Source organism: Prevotella multiformis (assembly GCF_018127985.1).
Classification (GTDB): domain Bacteria; phylum Bacteroidota; class Bacteroidia; order Bacteroidales; family Bacteroidaceae; genus Prevotella; species Prevotella multiformis.
The window spans coordinates 290,920-308,332 of sequence record NZ_CP072357.1 but is presented as its reverse complement, the minus strand read 5'-3'; the positions used below and the strand labels follow the sequence as shown (position 1 = coordinate 308,332).

The following is a 17,413-nucleotide window of genomic DNA, read 5'->3' as shown; positions in this document are numbered from 1 at the left end:
GCATCCGGTATCAGTGCGCCTCCTTCGGATTGCGGTGTGTACTGTGCGGTGTGCGGTCATCACGTTTGCGCGGGATGGCGAAACGCACCTTGTCGCTCTCATCCCGCTTCTCCTTGTAAAGCCTCGGCAGCGGATTCCCCATGGGCTCATCGTATTCGGCACGGTTGCGGAAGATGTCAATGGCGAGGTAGACGGCATGGCGGAAGGGAAGCTCGTCGGCAACGCCCTTGCCTGCCAGCGGAAGACTGTCGGGTATTTCTGCTGAAGTGCGGACAAGGGGCAGTCCTGCCGTATAGTTGATGCCCCGGCATGCGGAGAGCGTACGGAAGGGGGACAGTCCCTGTTCATAATACATGGCGAGAATGCCGTCGAACTGTTCGGCGTGGCTGCAGCCGAAGAACGTGTCTGCCGGATAAGGTCCGAAAGCCTGGATGCCTTTTTCGACAAGCTCGGCGATTGCCGGCGAAATAAGTTCCTGTTCCTCAGAGCCCAGCAGTCCGTTGTCGCCAGCCTTGGGATTCAGGCCGAGTACGGCAATGCGCGGATTGGATAGGCGGAAGTCGCGGCGCAGGCTCAGGAAGAGTGTGGTGGCATTGCTGACGATACGCTCCTTGGTGATCGACTCCGCCACCTGCCGCAACGGGAGATTACGGGTGGCGAGTGCTACACGCAGCCCGTCGTCGACGAGGACGGACAAGCCCTGCCCGTCCGTCTCAAGATGATCCTCGATATACCGGCTCTGCCCGCTGAAGTGGAACTGCTCGTTGTTGTCGATGGGAGCGGTCACCAGCACATCAAACAAGCCCTGCCGGTAGTCGTCCAAAGCCCGGTCGACAGCACGGAGGCCGGCTGCTCCCGACTCTTCAGAGGCAATGCCCAGTTCCACCTTGATCTCGTCGTCGAACACAGGAAGCAGGTTGAGCCGTCCCTCCTGTGCTTCCTTCGCATCCTTGATAATGGTGAAATTGGCCTCTATCCCCAGCGCATTTCGGTGATAAGCGGCGACCTTCGGCGAACCGTAGACGATGGGGGTGCAGAGTTCCAGCATCTCCGGTTCGGCGAAGGTCTTGAATATCAACTCATAGCCGATGCCGTTCGTATCTCCGTGCGTTATGGCTACACGGACTTTTTTATTTTCGTTCATATCTCTATATCTTGTATGGTTATGTTCTTTTCCTACTTACGCTTCAAAGTTTACAGTCTTGCCTTTTCACCTTTTCACCCTTTTTACTCTTTTACGTTTCCCTTCCGTTCTTCTTTCTCCTTTGCCGTAGAAAGCAGACCGCAGGCCGCAAAGATGTCCTGCCCCCGGCTGGCACGGATAGTCGTAAAGACGCCATGCTGTGTCAGATAGTTCCGAAATACCTCCATTTTCCGGTCGTCAACGCCCTGCAATGGAGTATTGGGAATCGGATGAAACCGGATGAGGTTGATGCGGCAGTCCAGTCCTTTGAGCAGGCGCACGATGGCCTTTGCATGGGCTTCCGAGTCGTTAACGCCCTTGAAGACAATGTATTCAAACGACAGGCGCCGCTGGTGGGAGAAATCATAATTGGCCAGCAGACCGACGATGCTCTCGATAGACATCCCCCTTTCTGCCGGCATCAGTTCTGAACGCTGTTCATGGAGCGGTGAGTGCATGCTGATGGCTACATGGCAGTCGCTCTCCTCGAGAAACCGTTTCAGCTTTCCTTTAACTCCCACGCTGCTCACCGTGATACGCTTCGGAGACCATCCATAACCGAAACCGGCGGTCAGTATCTCCGTCGCACGCAATACATTGTCCAGGTTATCCATCGGTTCACCCTGTCCCATGAAGACGATGTTCGTCAGCTTGTCGCGTTCAGGGAGCGAATAAACCTGATTGAGGATGTCCGTTGCCGTAAGGCTGCCCTCAAAGCCCTGTTTCCCCGTCTGGCAGAAGAGGCAGTTCATCTTGCATCCCACCTGTGAGGAAACACACAGGGTGGCACGGTCGTCTTCGGGGATATACACCGTCTCGACGAACTTCCCGCTCTCCGTTGGGAAAAGGTATTTGACGGTACCGTCCTTGGAATACTGCGCATCGATCGGGTCTTTGCAGCCGACAGCATACGCTGCCGCCAGCTTCTCACGGTTCGCCTTTGAAATATTCGTCATCTCGTCAATGGACCTGACGTGCTGCGTATAGAGCCATTTGGCTATCTGTCCGCCGGTGAAAGCCGGCATGCCGAGCGACTTTGCGACCTCTTTCAATTCGCCGAGTGTCATTCCCAACAGATTCTTTTTTGCAGTTTCCATGCTTGTTCCCAATGTTTTGCTGCTGCAAAGATAACGAAAAAAATGCTAATATACGTGCTTTGCTTTCTTTTTATGAAGACCAGAATCATGAAAGGCAGACCCTGAAAATCCACATTGAACTTTTGTCATCGGACTTCTGTCCATGTGAACATTGTCAACTCTTTGTGCCTTTGCTTTTATACGGCACAATCTGCTTTCCCTTTCAGTCGCACCCGTCCTGTCATGCTCTTTCAAGAAGAAAGCGAAGCTGCCCGCCTGAAAAGCGAAGTGCTGCAAACCAGATAAAATGCACGGATGACAAGCAAGTCGGATGAGGAAAGGGACTTCCTTTTGGAGGAAAATCTTTAGTATCAGCCTGAAAAAAGGGAAACCCAGCCGGCTTCCCTTCTCTGTGTCAAAAACATAATGTGTTCCCGGATCGGGCTTTCATGTCGGCAAAGCGTTCATGGATCTCAAAACGGGAAGACATAAATTCATCCTTATCCTTTTTATGGAGGATGAGGTATTCCACCTCGTCAATCCCTCCACAGATCTTCTGGTCTACACACCCTGTAGCATACATCGCCTTTAACCCAGGCAGCAATGCTTCCGTATGCAGACTGACGACATCCGCGGTTATAAATCCTGCCAGACTGCCATCAATATACTGCACCTTGGGAAGTGTTTCCGTTGCAAAGGTGACAAGACTGCCGAACCATTCCAGACAGGCTTGTCGCTGCTCGGGTCTCCTACGGGCGAGCAGTGCCATCGTACAACTCACGCAACACTTGAACATGGAATAAAGCCCGGGCTCTTTCATGAACTCAAGCAGCTTGGCGAACTTGTCCGGTGTCACCAGTTTATACAATGTCGGGACTATGATTTCATTGGCACAGTCACCGAAATGATAGTCATAGAAACCTTCCGACTGCCTGCAGCATTCCAGCATCAGGTCGAGACTGCTCTCATTGTTGCCCACCTCACCTAACAGGATGATGGCAGAGGCGAGTATTCCGTTATACCTCCCGTCATCAAAACCTTCCGGTATCTTGCCTTCACTTGTTATCGTCATGACATAACGGATGATGGCTTCTAAATCAGCACGGAGTTCCTCCTCTGGCAAGGCGAGAATACGGTCAATCAATCTGTCTTCCAACCACATGGAATTCTCCGGCTTGCTCAGTTCCTCGACAAGCCATCTGTTATGCACATTCCAGGCTTCGGCGTATCGCGGGGGCGTATAAGTATATTTTGTCTCAAGACCGTAGGTCGGGCTTTTCTTATAGTCGCTGTCGCCTACACCGAAGTTTGTACAAGGCGTAATATACTTGAAATCTGTTCCGTAAGTTTTCTTCAGCTTCGGCAGATACCTGCTGGCTTCAAACCCGCTGGAGGCAACGAGGAAATGCCTGCCGTCTTTGCCGAACCGGTACTCGATGAGCGGAACATCTTCCGTGTCTTCTTCCAGCATATACCTCGAGAGTGCAAAGCTCTTGTCGGGTTCTATATCAGCCTCACCGGCAAACTCGACAGCACCGTAGACAATGTTGTGCGCTTCTTCATAGCTGCATTCTATGAGGCCATCTCCCTCTGAAGCACGGTCCAGGAAGTCCTCAAACTCATCCTCTTCAACCCTCAGCCTGTAAAAAGACCCTTTCACTCCGACACAATAAGTATCTATAAGATAAGCTGCAAAACTGATCTTTCCTCCCATATGCTTCCTTGTGACGATGACATATCCTTCTCCCGCCTCAAACAGACTGGAAGAACGGTAGCACTGTCCTTTCTGCAGCATTCTGGCTTTCGTCCGGAGATATTTCTCGGGCGAGAGGAACTGCTGCTGACCTTTTCCTGCTTTCTTCTTTTTTGGCATCTTTTCCTTTATAAATTGTTATAGGCGGAGATTCATGACCAGCCGGACACGTCCCGCAGACCGTTACCGGTTGCACCCCCTGACAGCACGCTGTGCCTTCTCCAGCTGGAAACGTTCCGGGTCGAAACGGTACCCCAGCCATTCCAACCGTTCCCTCGCATCCTGCGAAGCAGGGTCTTTCATGAGCTCGCAGATTTCCTGATAGCCCCACACGCCCCCACAGTCTTCAGGCGGACAGGCACGCTTGCCGTCAAGGAGTGTCACCTGTTTCTCCGATCCGGCATAATCCGCAATCCCTGTAAGTGTAACCGTATGTTCCCATCCGTCACCATAATCGTACTCGAAGGTAACCTTGTCTTTCACCTTCTTCAGGATCTCTCCCACCGTGACTCTCCCGCCGTCATGGTATCTGCCCGCTACAGCCTGAAAACCTTTCGGATTATGGATAGATGTGACATACAAATCAACCGCTTTCCCTCGCTTTGCAACGAACTGGTGCAGATGAGTCTCACACCATCCCATCGACAGCAGTATGACCGAGGCAAGGGAAGCGAGTGTGATGTTTGACGGCACCTCTATCTTGCGCCAGATGGCAGGCCTGATGTGGTCAAGTTTGATGCGGAGCGTGTACTTCTTCACGTCGACGGACGGCATATAGACAGCCGCAGGGTTCTCCGCCCAGCCTTCATAATCCTGAAAGTCATAATCGGAAAGATCGAAAGGTCCGCCGTCCCAGTCCTCATCGTCCAGTTCATCCTCGCCGTCCGGATTCCGACAGGCATCGGAATCGTCATCTCCGTACGACAGGACATCCAGGATCATGCGCTCCCCGCTCTCGTCCTCCAGTGTTCCCAATTCACCGTCCCGTATGTCTTCCTTCACCCCGTCCATTCCGTCTACGACCATGGAAGGGGGTATCATGTAAGCAGAATAGAACTTGGCGATCAGCGGCTCCAATGCCACGGCACGCGCATGGATACAGCAATAGAACAGCTTATCAAGCACGATGCCGTCAAAGAGGTCGGAATCTTCCCCTTTCGGATAATAGTAGTTCAGCACGTCGGCGAGCCACCGCTGTACCTGCAGCAGCATTCTTCCGTCACGTTTGGGAAGCTGGCCGACGGCAAGAGCCACCTGCGACTTACTCTCGGGCAGCAGCCCCGGTTCTTTCATGAAATCGAGCAGTACAGGCAGCTGGTCCGCCTCCACAATATTGCTCAACACGACTGCCGGAACATCTTCCAGGCAAATATCTCCAAAATACATCTGCATGAAATCATAGTCCTGACGGAGCATCTCCAAGACTGCGGGCAGACATTCCGAAACCTGAAAATGCTCAATGAGTGCCAGTGTCAGCAGCAGTCCGTCAGTGTCCGGACAAGGGTCATCCTGCCATGCTTTGAGGTGGGAATAGACAAGTCTCGTCAGCTGGGCTGCGGTCTTTTCGTGCTGCCAGTCTTCCAGACTGCTGACGAGGCGGTCATAATCAAAGTTCTCCGTCTCCGCCAGCTGATGCGGCAGGAGACCGGAAAGCGGCGTGTCAACCTCCCCGTCCTGCAGGAAGCCCGCATAGTCAGGACAATGATAGTGATAATGCTCCATGGAGAAATCGCTCATCCATTGGGACAGTGTCTCCGGATCGGCAAAGGCCGCCCCAAGCCGCTCCTTTTCATCATCCGTCAGCTTCTCGCCTTTCATGCTCTCTGCTATCTGATGGATCAGGCTGTCAAAATCAGGCAGGACATCCTCACCGCTATCCTCCTCCTGTCCGTCCATAATATCCATGCTCAGGGTCTCCACAACCAGACGGTAGAATTGACCTGTCAGCTTGTCATTCATCAGGCCGGGAGAGGTCTCTGATCGTTTACCGATCTTCTTCTCGATCTTATCCAGCAGGTAAAAGATTTCAGACCTGCACATACTGGTGCAGAAGACATCATCGGCACTGTCGGCCGTGAAATAATCCATGATATGCTGGTCGAGTTCCTTGCTTCTCTTGCGTGAGAGGACTCCGCGGTTGACAAGCTCTGCACCATGCTCCTCCAAGAAATCACCGAGTTTTTCCAGCTGCTCTAAAAAGGTTTCCTTTGCCATACACAAAAGGTTGATTAGACTGACTGTTACAGTCTTTGACTACAAATATAGCTCTTTTTTCTCAATTATAACCGCTTCCCGAACAAAAAAGCAAAGATTCCCTACCCGATTAGGATCAGTCGGGAAGGGTGGACAGTACTGCAAAGATGGCCGGACGCCCGGTGCATCATCCTGACAGATCCGGCCACGACCATCTTGCAGACCATTCGCCGGAAAGCCGTCTTGACGGCATGAAGGCAAGGACAAGGCGGCCGTCTTCACCGGCACGGAAAAAGGAAGAAGGATAGGCCAGATCGACCTGCGCTGACGATCCCCGATGACCTATCCTTCTTCCTGTTACATATAATAAGGTGTATTTACTGCATATCGTAAACTACCTGCATGAGCTTCTTGCCCAGTGCGTCAGCGGCTTCCATCGTATCGGCCTCGCTGTAGACACGGATGATCGGCTCGGTATTCGACTTGCGGAGATGCACCCAGGCATCGGGGAAGTCGAGTTTCACACCGTCAATGTCCGTCACCTGCACGTCCTTCTCCTGTCCGTAGAGTTCTTTCACCCGCTTGAGAATGGCATCGACATCAGTCTCCGGCGTGAGGTCGATGCGGTTCTTGGCGATGAAATATGCAGGGAAAGTCCTGCGCAGTTCGCTTGCCTTGAGGCCTTTCTGTGCCAGAGAACTGAGGAAGAGGGCGATACCGACGAGAGCATCCCGTCCGTAATGGCTCTCCGGATAGATGACCCCGCCATTGCCTTCTCCTCCGATGACCGCTCCCACTTCTTTCATCTTCGTGGTCACGTTCACCTCGCCGACCGCAGAGGCATAATACTTGCAGCCGTGTTTCTCGGTCACGTCACGCAGGGCACGGGTGGAAGAGAGATTGCTTACGGTACTGCCTTTCACGTGGTCGAGAATATAGTCAGCCACCGTGACGAGCGTATATTCCTCGCCGTACATCTTGCCGTCTTCCTGGATGAATGCCAGACGGTCCACATCCGGATCGACAACGATCCCCAGATCGTAACCGCCCTTTGCGACCTCATCCATGATGCCCGTGAGGTTCTTCTCGACAGGCTCCGGATTGTGGGCGAAGTCGCCCGTAGGTTCTCCATTGAGGAACTTGTACTCGACGCCCAGCCGGTCGAGGAGTTTGGGGAGAATGACGCCGCCGACCGAGTTGATGGAGTCTACGACGACACGGAACCTGCGCTTGCGGATGGCTTCAAGGTCGAGCAGCTCGAGGTTCATCACCTCTTCTATATGCCGTCCGTCAAACGAATCATCGTCCGTATAGCTGCCCAGTCCATCTACATCCGCATATTCAAAGTCTTCACGAGCCGCGATGTCGAGCACCTCTGCACCGTCGGCAGCCGTCAGGAACTCGCCCTCCTCGTTCAGAAGTTTCAGGGCGTTCCAGTGGCGGGGATTATGCGAAGCGGTGATGATGATGCCACCGTCCGCACCGCTCATGCGCACCGCCAGCTCGGTTGTCGGAGTCGTGGCCAGTCCGATGTTCACCACATCGACCCCGATACCCATCAGCGTTCCGCATACCACGTTCTTGACCATCGGACCGGAGATACGTGCGTCGCGGCCGACGACGATCTTCAGTTTCTTCCCCGGATGTCTGCGGGCAATGAACGTAGCGTATGCCGAAGTGAATTTAACAATATCCAGCGGGTTCAGCGTATCGCCCGCACGACCTCCGATAGTGCCACGGATGCCGGAAATTGATTTGATAAGTGTCATACTCCAAATATATTATGAGGGTATCATCCCATTTTTACCGTTTTACCCTTTACTTTTCACCGTTTTACTTTTTTACTTTCCGCCTTTCCATCAGAGTCCCCTCTGGAACGTAAGGTCGTAAAAACAGGGATAGACAGCCTGCGAGGCATTGATCTGTCCCTGCTGCGAGGGAACAATGAGCCGCACGTGCGCCAGCTTCGATGTAGCCGAAACCAGTCTGCCCAACCCGATATAGGTCATCGGGGCCAGCCAGCCGTTGGGCACTGAAGTGCTCTTGTAGGCATCGTACATCACACTGGAGGACGGGTCGAAGGAGGCCGTATAAGTACCGCTCGTGTTCGTAACCGACATCTTGTCTACCTTCGGGCCGAAAACGAGGAACTGATTGGACAGCTGCAGCGTGTCCCGGATGAGGTTGCGCTCTGTGAAACGGCAGAGAACCGTTGCCGTCTCCCCTTTCCTGATGGGATTGCCCGTACCCTTCTCCACGATCTGCATGTACACACCGGTACTGGAGAAGTGCACGTACTGGTTCTTCGTCACGTCGGTCGTATTCCCCTGCTTGGCAAACTGGTCTTCACTGATGACATTGATGCCCTTTTTGACGATAAAAGCATGAATGGCATCATTTTCGCGCTCCAGCTGGTCGGCATAGGTTTCGGAATGACTGCATGCACTGAAGGCCAGCACCGCCGCCACAACAACAAGGAGAAAAGTTATCTTCTTCATTCGTTTCTTCGTTTAAATATGCCGTGCAAAGGTAAGAAAAGTATTTAGAAAGCTGAAATTAGAAATCAGAAAATATATTAAGGAAAGCACTGAAAACGGTTCTTCCGTTCAATGCGTGAATGCTTTTCGTATAGCTTCAACGGAAGAACCGAAGTGAGTCATTCTACAAAAAACATGGCCAGGACCGTCAGCTGTCCATTTTATCATCATCCTCCGACACAAAGCCCTTTTCATTTTAATACGTTGAAAAGATAGACAGGGTTTTGAAAAAACATTACATAATTTCAAACAGATCATCTGCAAATATAAAATGACGTGCAAAAAAGCAAGTCTGCAACCAGCAGTAAACCAATTAGTTGTCAGGTCGTTTGTAAAAGGTGCCTGATTGGACTCCAAAAGGGCGTTGGTAACACGCTAAAAGAGCACCAGTTGCAGGTCAATCAGGCCTCTTTTAGAAGCTAAAAGGACATGTGTTGCTTTAAGGTACATGAAAACAGTTTACAAACACCGATGATCTGGGAATAAAGAGAAGGCCGAAAATGCTCGCATACGGACAAAAGGACAAAAGCTGACTGCATTCATGAATCCGGCAGGCCGGCACACGATTTTCAGCACATCCCAAAAGGCCACAGCCTCGGGGCACTCCAAGTCCTACAGACGGCAGACAGGAAGGTGCGGGCACACAGGACAGCATCCTGCAGCGGATGGGCAACAGCATGACAAACAGGCAAAATCCATACCGTTCGGGAACAAAAGCACCTTACCTGCTTATTTGCCCCCATGAGCAGGAGAAACGGCATCGGCAGAGGACGTTAATTACCGCAAAGTGATTATCTTTGCAGTCTGATGCAAAAAATCATAGTTCTGCTTTACATTTTCAGTTGCTGAACTGTAAGGATTGTGTATGAAACATGAAAAGACTGACATAGAAAGGCTCTTCAAGCGTTATTACCAGCCGATGTACCGGGTGGCAAGGAGCATTCTCTACGACTGTGACGAGTGCAGGGACGTGGTGAGTGACGTTTTCGCCCACGTGCTGAGCGAGCAGATCGTCCTGCTGCCCGGGACGGAAGAAGGCTACCTCGTGAGGGCTGTCCGCAACCGTTGTCTGAACATCATTGCGCATAAGGACATACGGGAACGGACGGCGAAGCTGCTTCTGGCAGATGCGGAAACCGTCCTTTCCGAACAGGACAACGAACTGCTCGACCGGCTGATGCAGATGATCGAGAACCTCGAACCGCCTGTCCGCCGACAGATTCTCCGGCTGCGACATCTGCAGGGACTGCCCTTCCAGCGCATCGCCGACGAACTGGGCGTGAGCCGGGTGACCGTCTACCATCATCTTTCAGAGGCTATCAACAGTATCAAGAAACAACTTAACCAAGCAGGACAATGAACAACAAGCTATCAGAAGAAAAGCGGATGCAGTTCCTTGACATGCAGGAACATCCCGAAAAATACACCGACAGGCAGATAGAAGCACTGCTTGCCGACGAGGAAATCCGTGCTTTCGCACAGGAACTGGCCATGACCAAACGCGCCATGATGCGCAACGAGGCCGGAGAAGTGGACGTGGAGGATGAGTGGGAACACTTCTCCACTCGGCATCCCGTACCACGGCAGCGCAGCAGAATGAAGATTGCTGCATCTGTCGCAGGCGTCGTCTTTGCATCAGGACTTGCCTTTGCAGCAACCGTACAGTTGGGCATTCTGCCTTTCTTCGGCAACAAACAGCCAATCAATCCACAGCCACAGATACAGCGGACAACCGTAACCGACTCATTAAAACAGATACGGGAACAACGTAAAGCTGTCATTGACAGCCTTACACGCACGCTTCTTCCACAGAAAGACAGCATCCCCATGCAGCCGGTTGTCTTTGAGAATGTTTCACTGAAGACCATCGTCGAGACTATGGCTCAGTACTATCATGCAGAGGTGAAAGTACTGAACCCGGGCGCAACCCAAATGCGGCTTTTCTTCAAATGGGACAAACAGGCATCTCTCCAGCAGAACATTGAACTGCTGAATGCCTTTGACCGTGTGAACCTTACCTATTCCGACAACACCCTGACAATAGAATAAAGCTATGAAAAGGTTATTAACAACGCTCGTACTCCTCACCATTATGTGTGGAGCATCAGCCCAGCGCATCACCCGACAGTACAACAATGTCTCTATGGCACAGGCGTTGAAAGAACTCAACAGCCTGCAAAACCGTTACACAATCAACTTCATTTATGACGAACTGGAGGACTTCCGTGTTACAACCAGCATCAAGAACCAGCGTGTTACCGATGCCATCCAGCAGCTGATAGGCTTCTATCCCATACGGATGACACACCGTGGGAATACAATCATGGTGGAATGCACGCACAAGACAAAGCGACATCTGACGGGAAAGGTCGTTGATGAGACCGGGCAACCCGTACCTTACGCCAATGTACTGCTGCTGTCAGTAGTCGACTCCAGTGCCGTTGCTGGTGGAGTGAGCAATGAAAGCGGTGTGTTCGTAGTGCCTTACGAGCCGGCAAAGGTCATTGCACGCATCAGCTACGTGGGCTACAAGACCGTTTACCGAACCTTCTCAACCGAGAATGCAGGCACTATCCAGCTTGCACCCGATGCCTTACAGCTGAAAGGAGTGACCGTCAAGACCGTCCGACCACAATACAAGATGACACGGGGAGGCATGACAATCGACATTGAACACTCACTGTTGGCAAAGATGGGTACCGCAAATGACGTTTTAGCGCAGTTGCCTCGTGTAAATGTTGATGCTAATGGAGGTGTTACTATTTTTTCCAAAGGTTCACCGGAAATCTACATTGACAACCGACTAATACGTGACAAGCAGGAACTCACAACCTTAAAATCCACTGAAATAAAAAACATTGAGATTCTAACAAACCCAGGCGCACAGTACAATGCGTCTGTTCAATCAGTTATCCGCATCCATACAAAAGGGATAAAAGCTGACGGACTGAGCGTAATGACAGCAGTAAATGCCAAGAACAACAGCAAGTGGGGCGGTTTTGAGGAAGTTAATGTGAAATACAGAAAAGGCGGACTTGAAGTTTTTACAGATGTCACAAGCTCTACACGATATGAGGGTGAACGCAATACTGTCAGCAGCAAACTGCTTCTCCCAGACCATACCATTTACCAAGAACAGCTTGCCAATACCGATTTCCGAGCCTCGTTCTTCCTCCCCAAAGCCGGTTTCAGTTATGATATTACACCAAAACATTCTATTGGTGCTTCCTATTCGCTGGTCAAGTCTATAGTAGGAAAAGGAGAATGTGTGAACAACTACCAGAAGGTATGGAAAGATAATGTTTTGACAGGAATTATCCAGCAGAATCTTAATATAGACATCTTCAACGGTCCTGACCATACCGCCAACCTTTACTATATAGGAAAAGTAGGGAAAATAGACATTGTCTTCAATGGTACAGGTATATGGAAGAAAGACGGACGCAGGGATAACTGGACAGAAAACAGCGACGATCTGCTCTCCCGCAAAGTGAATACAGAGAATGAACGACATATAAGAATGTTGGCATCCAAGCTCATTCTCAGCTATCCCATTGGTAAAGGAAAAGCAGAAATTGGGACCGAAACGACAAATACCCACTCCCATTCCATCTATAATAACCCGGAGAAATATGTCGACGCATCGGACAACACTGTTGTAGAAAAAAGCATTGCACCTTTTATTGACTATTCACTGCCATTGGGAAATTGGACAGTTGAGGCAGGATTACGCTATGAGTACACATCGGCACTCTACCGCTCTTTCGGCATAAAAGAGGATGAACCAAGCCACACTTATCATGACTGGTTCCCCAACCTTTCTGTTTCCTGGAATAAAGACAAGTGGTCTCTACAGATGAACTATGCTAAACACATCAGCCGCCCTTCCTATAGAGACCTGAGAAGCAACGTTCAATATGTCAATCGGTTCACCTATGAAGCCGGCAACCCCTATCTGCGACCAACCATAAACCACTGTATCGGATTCAGCATAGTACACAGCTGGCTAAGTCTGGACATAGATTATTCTTACAATAAGGATGCCATTGTCTACACGTCAAGGCTCTATGACGGAAAGGAAATAGCACTTATACAAAACCAGAACTTTCACCATACACAGAGCCTCTCAACCTCCTTTGTAGCTTCACCTAAGTTCGGATGGTATCAACCTACATTGGAGATTGACTTCCTTAAGCCATTCTTCAATACACGAAAGTATGGAAGTACAGAAGACCTACAAGACCCATTTGTCAGCATAAAGATGAATACCAAACTTGTCCTTTCGACCAACAGCTTTATAACTTTGGACATGAAATATAATTCCGAGGTCTGTACAGACTTCGTAAAGACCAAGGCATCTGGTACCGTTGATGTGGGATACACTCTCTCCTTCCTGCACAAGGCGCTGCTTCTTAATGTATATGCCATAGATCTCTTCAAGACAAAACGGGACGCATGGACGCAGTATGGACAGAATGTTATCAATACCAAGGACTGCTATAACTGCACACGCCGCATAGGAATCACTCTCACCTATAACTTCAATGCAAAACGAAGCAAGTACAAGGGAACAGGTGCAGGTAATGCAGAGAAGAGCCGACTGTAGTTATCTCCAACTATTGAAAAGAACTATGAGAAAGTATATTATATCCATGCTTTGCGTTCTGAGTTTGCAACTGCATGCCCAGCGTATCACCCGCCAGTACAACAATGTCTCCATGGCACAGGCGTTGAAAGAACTCAACAGCCTGCAAAACCGTTACACAATCAACTTCATTTATGACGAACTGGAGGACTTCCGCGTTACAACCAGCATCAAGAACCAGCGTGTTACCGATGCCATCCAGCAGCTGATAGGCTTCTATCCCATACGGATGACACACCGTGGGAACACAATCATGGTGGAATGCACGCACAAGACAAAGCGACATCTGACGGGAAAGGTCGTTGATGAAACCGGGCAACCCGTACCTTACGCCAATGTACTGCTGCTGTCAGTAGTCGACTCCAGTGCCGTTGCTGGTGGAGTGAGCAATGAAAGCGGTGTGTTCGTAGTGCCTTACGAGCCGGCAAAGGTCATTGCACGCATCAGCTACGTGGGCTACAAGACCGTTTACCGAACCTTCTCAACCGAGAATGCAGGCACTATCCAGCTTGCACCCGATGCCTTACAGCTGAAAGGAGTGACCGTCAAGACCGTCCGACCACAATACAAGATGACACGGGGAGGCATGACAATTGACATTGAACACTCACTGTTGGCAAAGATGGGCAGTGCCATGGACGTACTGGCACAGCTTCCCCGTGTGACGACAAGCGGCAACAGTGTGCAGGTCTTTGCCAAGGGAATACCGCTTATCTATATCAACAACCGCAAAATAAGTGACATGAAGGAACTGACGGAACTCAAGTCTGACAACATCAAGAGCGTGGATGTAATTACAAGTCCCGGTGCACAATATGATGCACAGGTACAGTCCGTCATCCGCATCAAAACCATTCGCAGGCAGGATGAAGGCTTCAGCTTTCGTAATGATGCCAATGTGGAATACAATGGATGGTGGACTGGCTCGGAATCGACCAAGCTGACTTATCGGACAAAGCGTCTGGAGCTGTTCAACAGCCTCTACTGGATGAACTATCTACAGCAGGAGAACAACGACCTTCACTCTCAGATACACACAAACGAAGACGATATTGATATTCGCCAGCACATCAACTATAAGGGCAGGCACAATGCCCTTTCCGAGCGCATAGGTACTTCTTACTTCTTCAACGACAGCAACTCAATCGGTGCCTCTTACCGTTTCTACACCAATTACCGCATGGACGGAACAATGGATGGTGTTCAGAATATCTACAAAAACGGCATGTCAGAAGGAACGATAACACAGAAAGGGAATGTTGAGATACGTACTCCTGCCCGTCATCAGGCTGATGTGTATTATGTTGGCAGACTCGGAAAACTCGGAATAGACTTCAATGCATCCTATGTTGCCATGAGGTTTAAGGAAAACCATGCCCAGACAGAGCACTCCGACCAGCTTTCCAGCCGTGAAGTACACTCTTCTGGCAACCAGCGCAGTCATCTCTGGGCAGGAAAACTTGTCTTTGAATATCCGCTATGGCGTGGTAATCTGAACTGGGGAACGGAGTTCAGCTATACCAACTCCTGGGGAAACTTCACCAATAAAGAGCAGATTGTAGCATCCTCGGAGACTGACATCAAGGAAAGGAACCAGGCTGTTTTTGCAGATTACAGCCTTCCTTTGGGCAAGTTCTCGCTTAGTGCAGGACTAAGGTACGAGCATGTAGTATCAGACTATTACTCCTTCGGGACTAAACAAGACGATGCCAGCCGGCGTTACAGTAACTTCTTCCCTTCCGCTTCACTGGCATGGAACAACGGGAAGTGGTCGCTCCAGCTTAATTACAGCAATAAAATCAACCGTCCGAGCTACCGTTCCTTGCGCAATTTCGTACAATACAACAACCGTTACGGCTATGAAGGGGGCAACCCGGAACTGCGCCCGGAACAGATACACAACATAGAAGTAACCGGCGTATACAGCTGGCTGAACATTTCTGCCGGCTATAAATACTACAAGGATGCGATAATCTGGACACGTGGATTATACCAGAACAAGGCTATTGCCTTTACCGCAGCCTACAACTATGACCATTCAGAGCTGTACTATGCCTCTGTCGTCGCCTCTCCTAAGTTCGGCTGGTATCAGCCTACGGCAGAAATAAGATATCTGCAGCAGAACTTCCATGCACCGAATGATGATGGCTCGCTGGTGAAGAACAAGCCAGCTGTAACGTTCTCTTTGCTCAACCAGTTTGCCTTCTCCAAGACCTTCATGGGCAGGTTGCACTTCCGGACGCGCACAAGACTTTATGACGGCTTCCAGAAAGTAAACGGCTTTGCAAGCCTGAACCTGGCTTTACGCAAGTCATTCTGCAACGAACGCCTCATACTTTCCCTTTCTGCAAACGACATCTTTGACTCCATGCGGGAGCGATGGGCTCTTAACGGTTATGGCACCACGATGGACAAGGACTGCAACACCTATTCCCGCTCCGTCTCACTGACCGTTACCTATAACTTCAATGCAAAGCGAAGCAAGTACAAGGGAACGGGTGCAGGCAATGCCGAGAAGAGCCGACTGTAAAACAATCAGGCTTTAGAAGTAACATACCAATGATTAACGGCGACAGCTCTAAGTCTTGACTGCCTTCTTGCCAAGAAAGTACATCTTTTGGAAATGCGGGCGTTTCTAAATTAATATCAGCAACAATCTTATAAAAACAATGCCTGATGCCCTTGTCAGAATGACGGGACATATCCTTGGTTATGCTTTTCATCCATTTAAGGTATGTGTTGTAAAATAACAGACAAGTTGTCATCCTGTAATCTGCTGCTTGACAAAACACCCTCACTATTCAGAAACAGTCTCACGTAGAACGCCCTCATCCGTCCGCTGATTTTTCATCACTGCGGGCTGATGAGGGCGTTTTTTCTATAAGCATCTACGACTCATAACACCTGTGTTTGTACTGCCTTATAACAAACTATTTATGCTTTGACTTTGCACGTTTCGCCAAATAGGATTCTTTTCCAGGGAAAACAGAATAGTCGCCTGTGAATTCCATGCATCTGAATACGACATTACGGTTGTAGACAACAAGGTCGGGACAGCTTTTCAGCTCCTGCAAAAGCGAGTCGGTGAGTGGTTTATCATATATTTGGTAGTAAAAGTCCATACCACCATCCTTGCCATAGATAATTTCAGTATAGTCGCCTATCACTTCATCTCTACTGATAGTCAAACCACGGTGGCCCATCTTCTGCAAGGCTGAGCGAACAGAATCCAAACGTTCCAGACTTAACCCTATCTTCCGCAATTCCTTTTCCTGCAATTCATCTGTTTCCCCATACCCATCTTGGCAATCAATCTCTTTCCCGGAAGTAACACCCCAGTCCGTCAGTTCTCCATGCTTTGAATACTCCACAGAGAATCCAGTACTGTCAGCCAGCCAGCTTCGTGTCGTATGAATCAGTTGTGTTATATTTTTCTCATTTGCCTTGAAGTCAGTCTCCATAGCCTCAGCAGTACACTCTTTTTGCAGGATAACAGCAAATACTGCAACGCACAACAGCTGTAAGATATTGAAACTATGAAGCCCCAGGAAGATATTATTCATATGATTACGTTGCCTGACTGCCTGGACTATGGAACAGATGTAAACAATGGCAATGGGTATCGAGATGAACCATGCAACGGCCATAAACCAGATTAACCAAAAGAAGGCATCACACGTGTCATCCTCTTCATAAAAGATAAGCATCGTTATCAACAAAAAGAATGTCATAAAAGCGAAAGCCAATACACGCAGGGACTGCCAGAAAAAGACATGCCGGTTCTTCTTGCAAAAAGCCTCTAAACCTGTTGCGCCTTCCTTTTTCTCATACTTCTTCCTGTTACCCACCCGAAACGATACACCAAGGGCGAGCAGGCAAAACAGTATAATAGCAGTGAAATCAATCATACATATAACAGCTCACCGGCAGCGTCATAACGTCTCTGACATTCCAGTGGTTCTTCCAGCAAAGTCATCCTTCTGTTTCCCTACCGACAAGAGATTCTATCCCGGAGGACGGACATCA

At 49.9% G+C, this 17,413-nt stretch carries 11 protein-coding genes; 4 read left to right on the top strand and 7 right to left on the bottom strand.

The genetic code is table 11. The annotated features are described in order from the left end of the window. Positions 1-10 precede the first annotated feature (10 nt). The 6 genes from J4864_RS01150 to J4864_RS01125 all read right to left on the bottom strand — a co-directional run bounded on the left by J4864_RS01150 (position 11) and on the right by J4864_RS01125 (position 8,703). The gene (locus J4864_RS01150) at positions 11-1,144 is read right to left on the bottom strand and encodes a PdxA family dehydrogenase (protein WP_211814308.1); all 1,134 of its coding nucleotides are present in this window, start codon (positions 1,142-1,144) and stop codon (positions 11-13) included. Positions 1,145-1,227: 83 nt separating this feature from the next. Next, on the bottom strand, positions 1,228-2,280 hold the full coding sequence (rlmN, locus tag J4864_RS01145; RefSeq protein WP_211814307.1) for a dual-specificity RNA methyltransferase RlmN: 1,053 nt from the start codon (positions 2,278-2,280) through the stop codon (positions 1,228-1,230). A gap of 394 nt (positions 2,281-2,674) precedes the next feature. Next, positions 2,675-4,132 (bottom strand): hypothetical protein, encoded by a 1,458-nt coding sequence (locus J4864_RS01140; RefSeq protein WP_211814306.1) that lies wholly within the window; start codon positions 4,130-4,132, stop codon positions 2,675-2,677. A gap of 63 nt (positions 4,133-4,195) precedes the next feature. Next, positions 4,196-6,226, bottom strand: coding sequence for a plasmid pRiA4b ORF-3 family protein (locus J4864_RS01135; protein ID WP_211814305.1), 2,031 nt, complete (start codon positions 6,224-6,226; stop codon positions 4,196-4,198). A 356-nt stretch (positions 6,227-6,582) separates the two neighbouring features. Then, on the bottom strand, positions 6,583-7,974 hold the full coding sequence (glmM, locus tag J4864_RS01130; protein ID WP_211814304.1) for a phosphoglucosamine mutase: 1,392 nt from the start codon (positions 7,972-7,974) through the stop codon (positions 6,583-6,585). 90 nt (positions 7,975-8,064) lie between these two features. Next, positions 8,065-8,703, bottom strand: coding sequence for a BamK family beta-barrel-assembly machinery protein (locus J4864_RS01125; protein WP_211814303.1), 639 nt, complete (start codon positions 8,701-8,703; stop codon positions 8,065-8,067). Between the two features lie 904 nt (positions 8,704-9,607). Here J4864_RS01125 and J4864_RS01120 point away from each other — a divergent pair. The 4 genes from J4864_RS01120 to J4864_RS01105 are packed head-to-tail and all read left to right on the top strand — an operon-like array spanning position 9,608 to position 15,917. Further along, the gene (locus tag J4864_RS01120) at positions 9,608-10,102 is read left to right on the top strand and encodes a sigma-70 family RNA polymerase sigma factor (protein WP_211814302.1); all 495 of its coding nucleotides are present in this window, start codon (positions 9,608-9,610) and stop codon (positions 10,100-10,102) included. Continuing rightward, the gene (locus J4864_RS01115) at positions 10,099-10,791 is read left to right on the top strand and encodes a DUF4974 domain-containing protein (protein WP_211814301.1); all 693 of its coding nucleotides are present in this window, start codon (positions 10,099-10,101) and stop codon (positions 10,789-10,791) included. The genes J4864_RS01120 and J4864_RS01115 overlap by 4 nt, the downstream gene beginning before the upstream one ends. Before the next feature lie 4 nt (positions 10,792-10,795). Further along, positions 10,796-13,348 carry a TonB-dependent receptor domain-containing protein gene (locus J4864_RS01110; RefSeq protein WP_246479415.1) on the top strand — a complete coding sequence of 851 codons (2,553 nt, stop codon included), beginning with the start codon at positions 10,796-10,798 and terminating at the stop codon, positions 13,346-13,348. A gap of 25 nt (positions 13,349-13,373) precedes the next feature. Beyond that, the gene (locus J4864_RS01105) at positions 13,374-15,917 is read left to right on the top strand and encodes an outer membrane beta-barrel family protein (protein ID WP_211814300.1); all 2,544 of its coding nucleotides are present in this window, start codon (positions 13,374-13,376) and stop codon (positions 15,915-15,917) included. Between the two features lie 400 nt (positions 15,918-16,317). Here the strand turns inward: J4864_RS01105 and J4864_RS01100 are convergent, their stop codons facing one another. Further along, complete coding sequence (locus J4864_RS01100) at positions 16,318-17,295, bottom strand: hypothetical protein (protein WP_211814299.1); 978 nt, start codon at positions 17,293-17,295, stop codon at positions 16,318-16,320. Positions 17,296-17,413 lie beyond the last annotated feature (118 nt).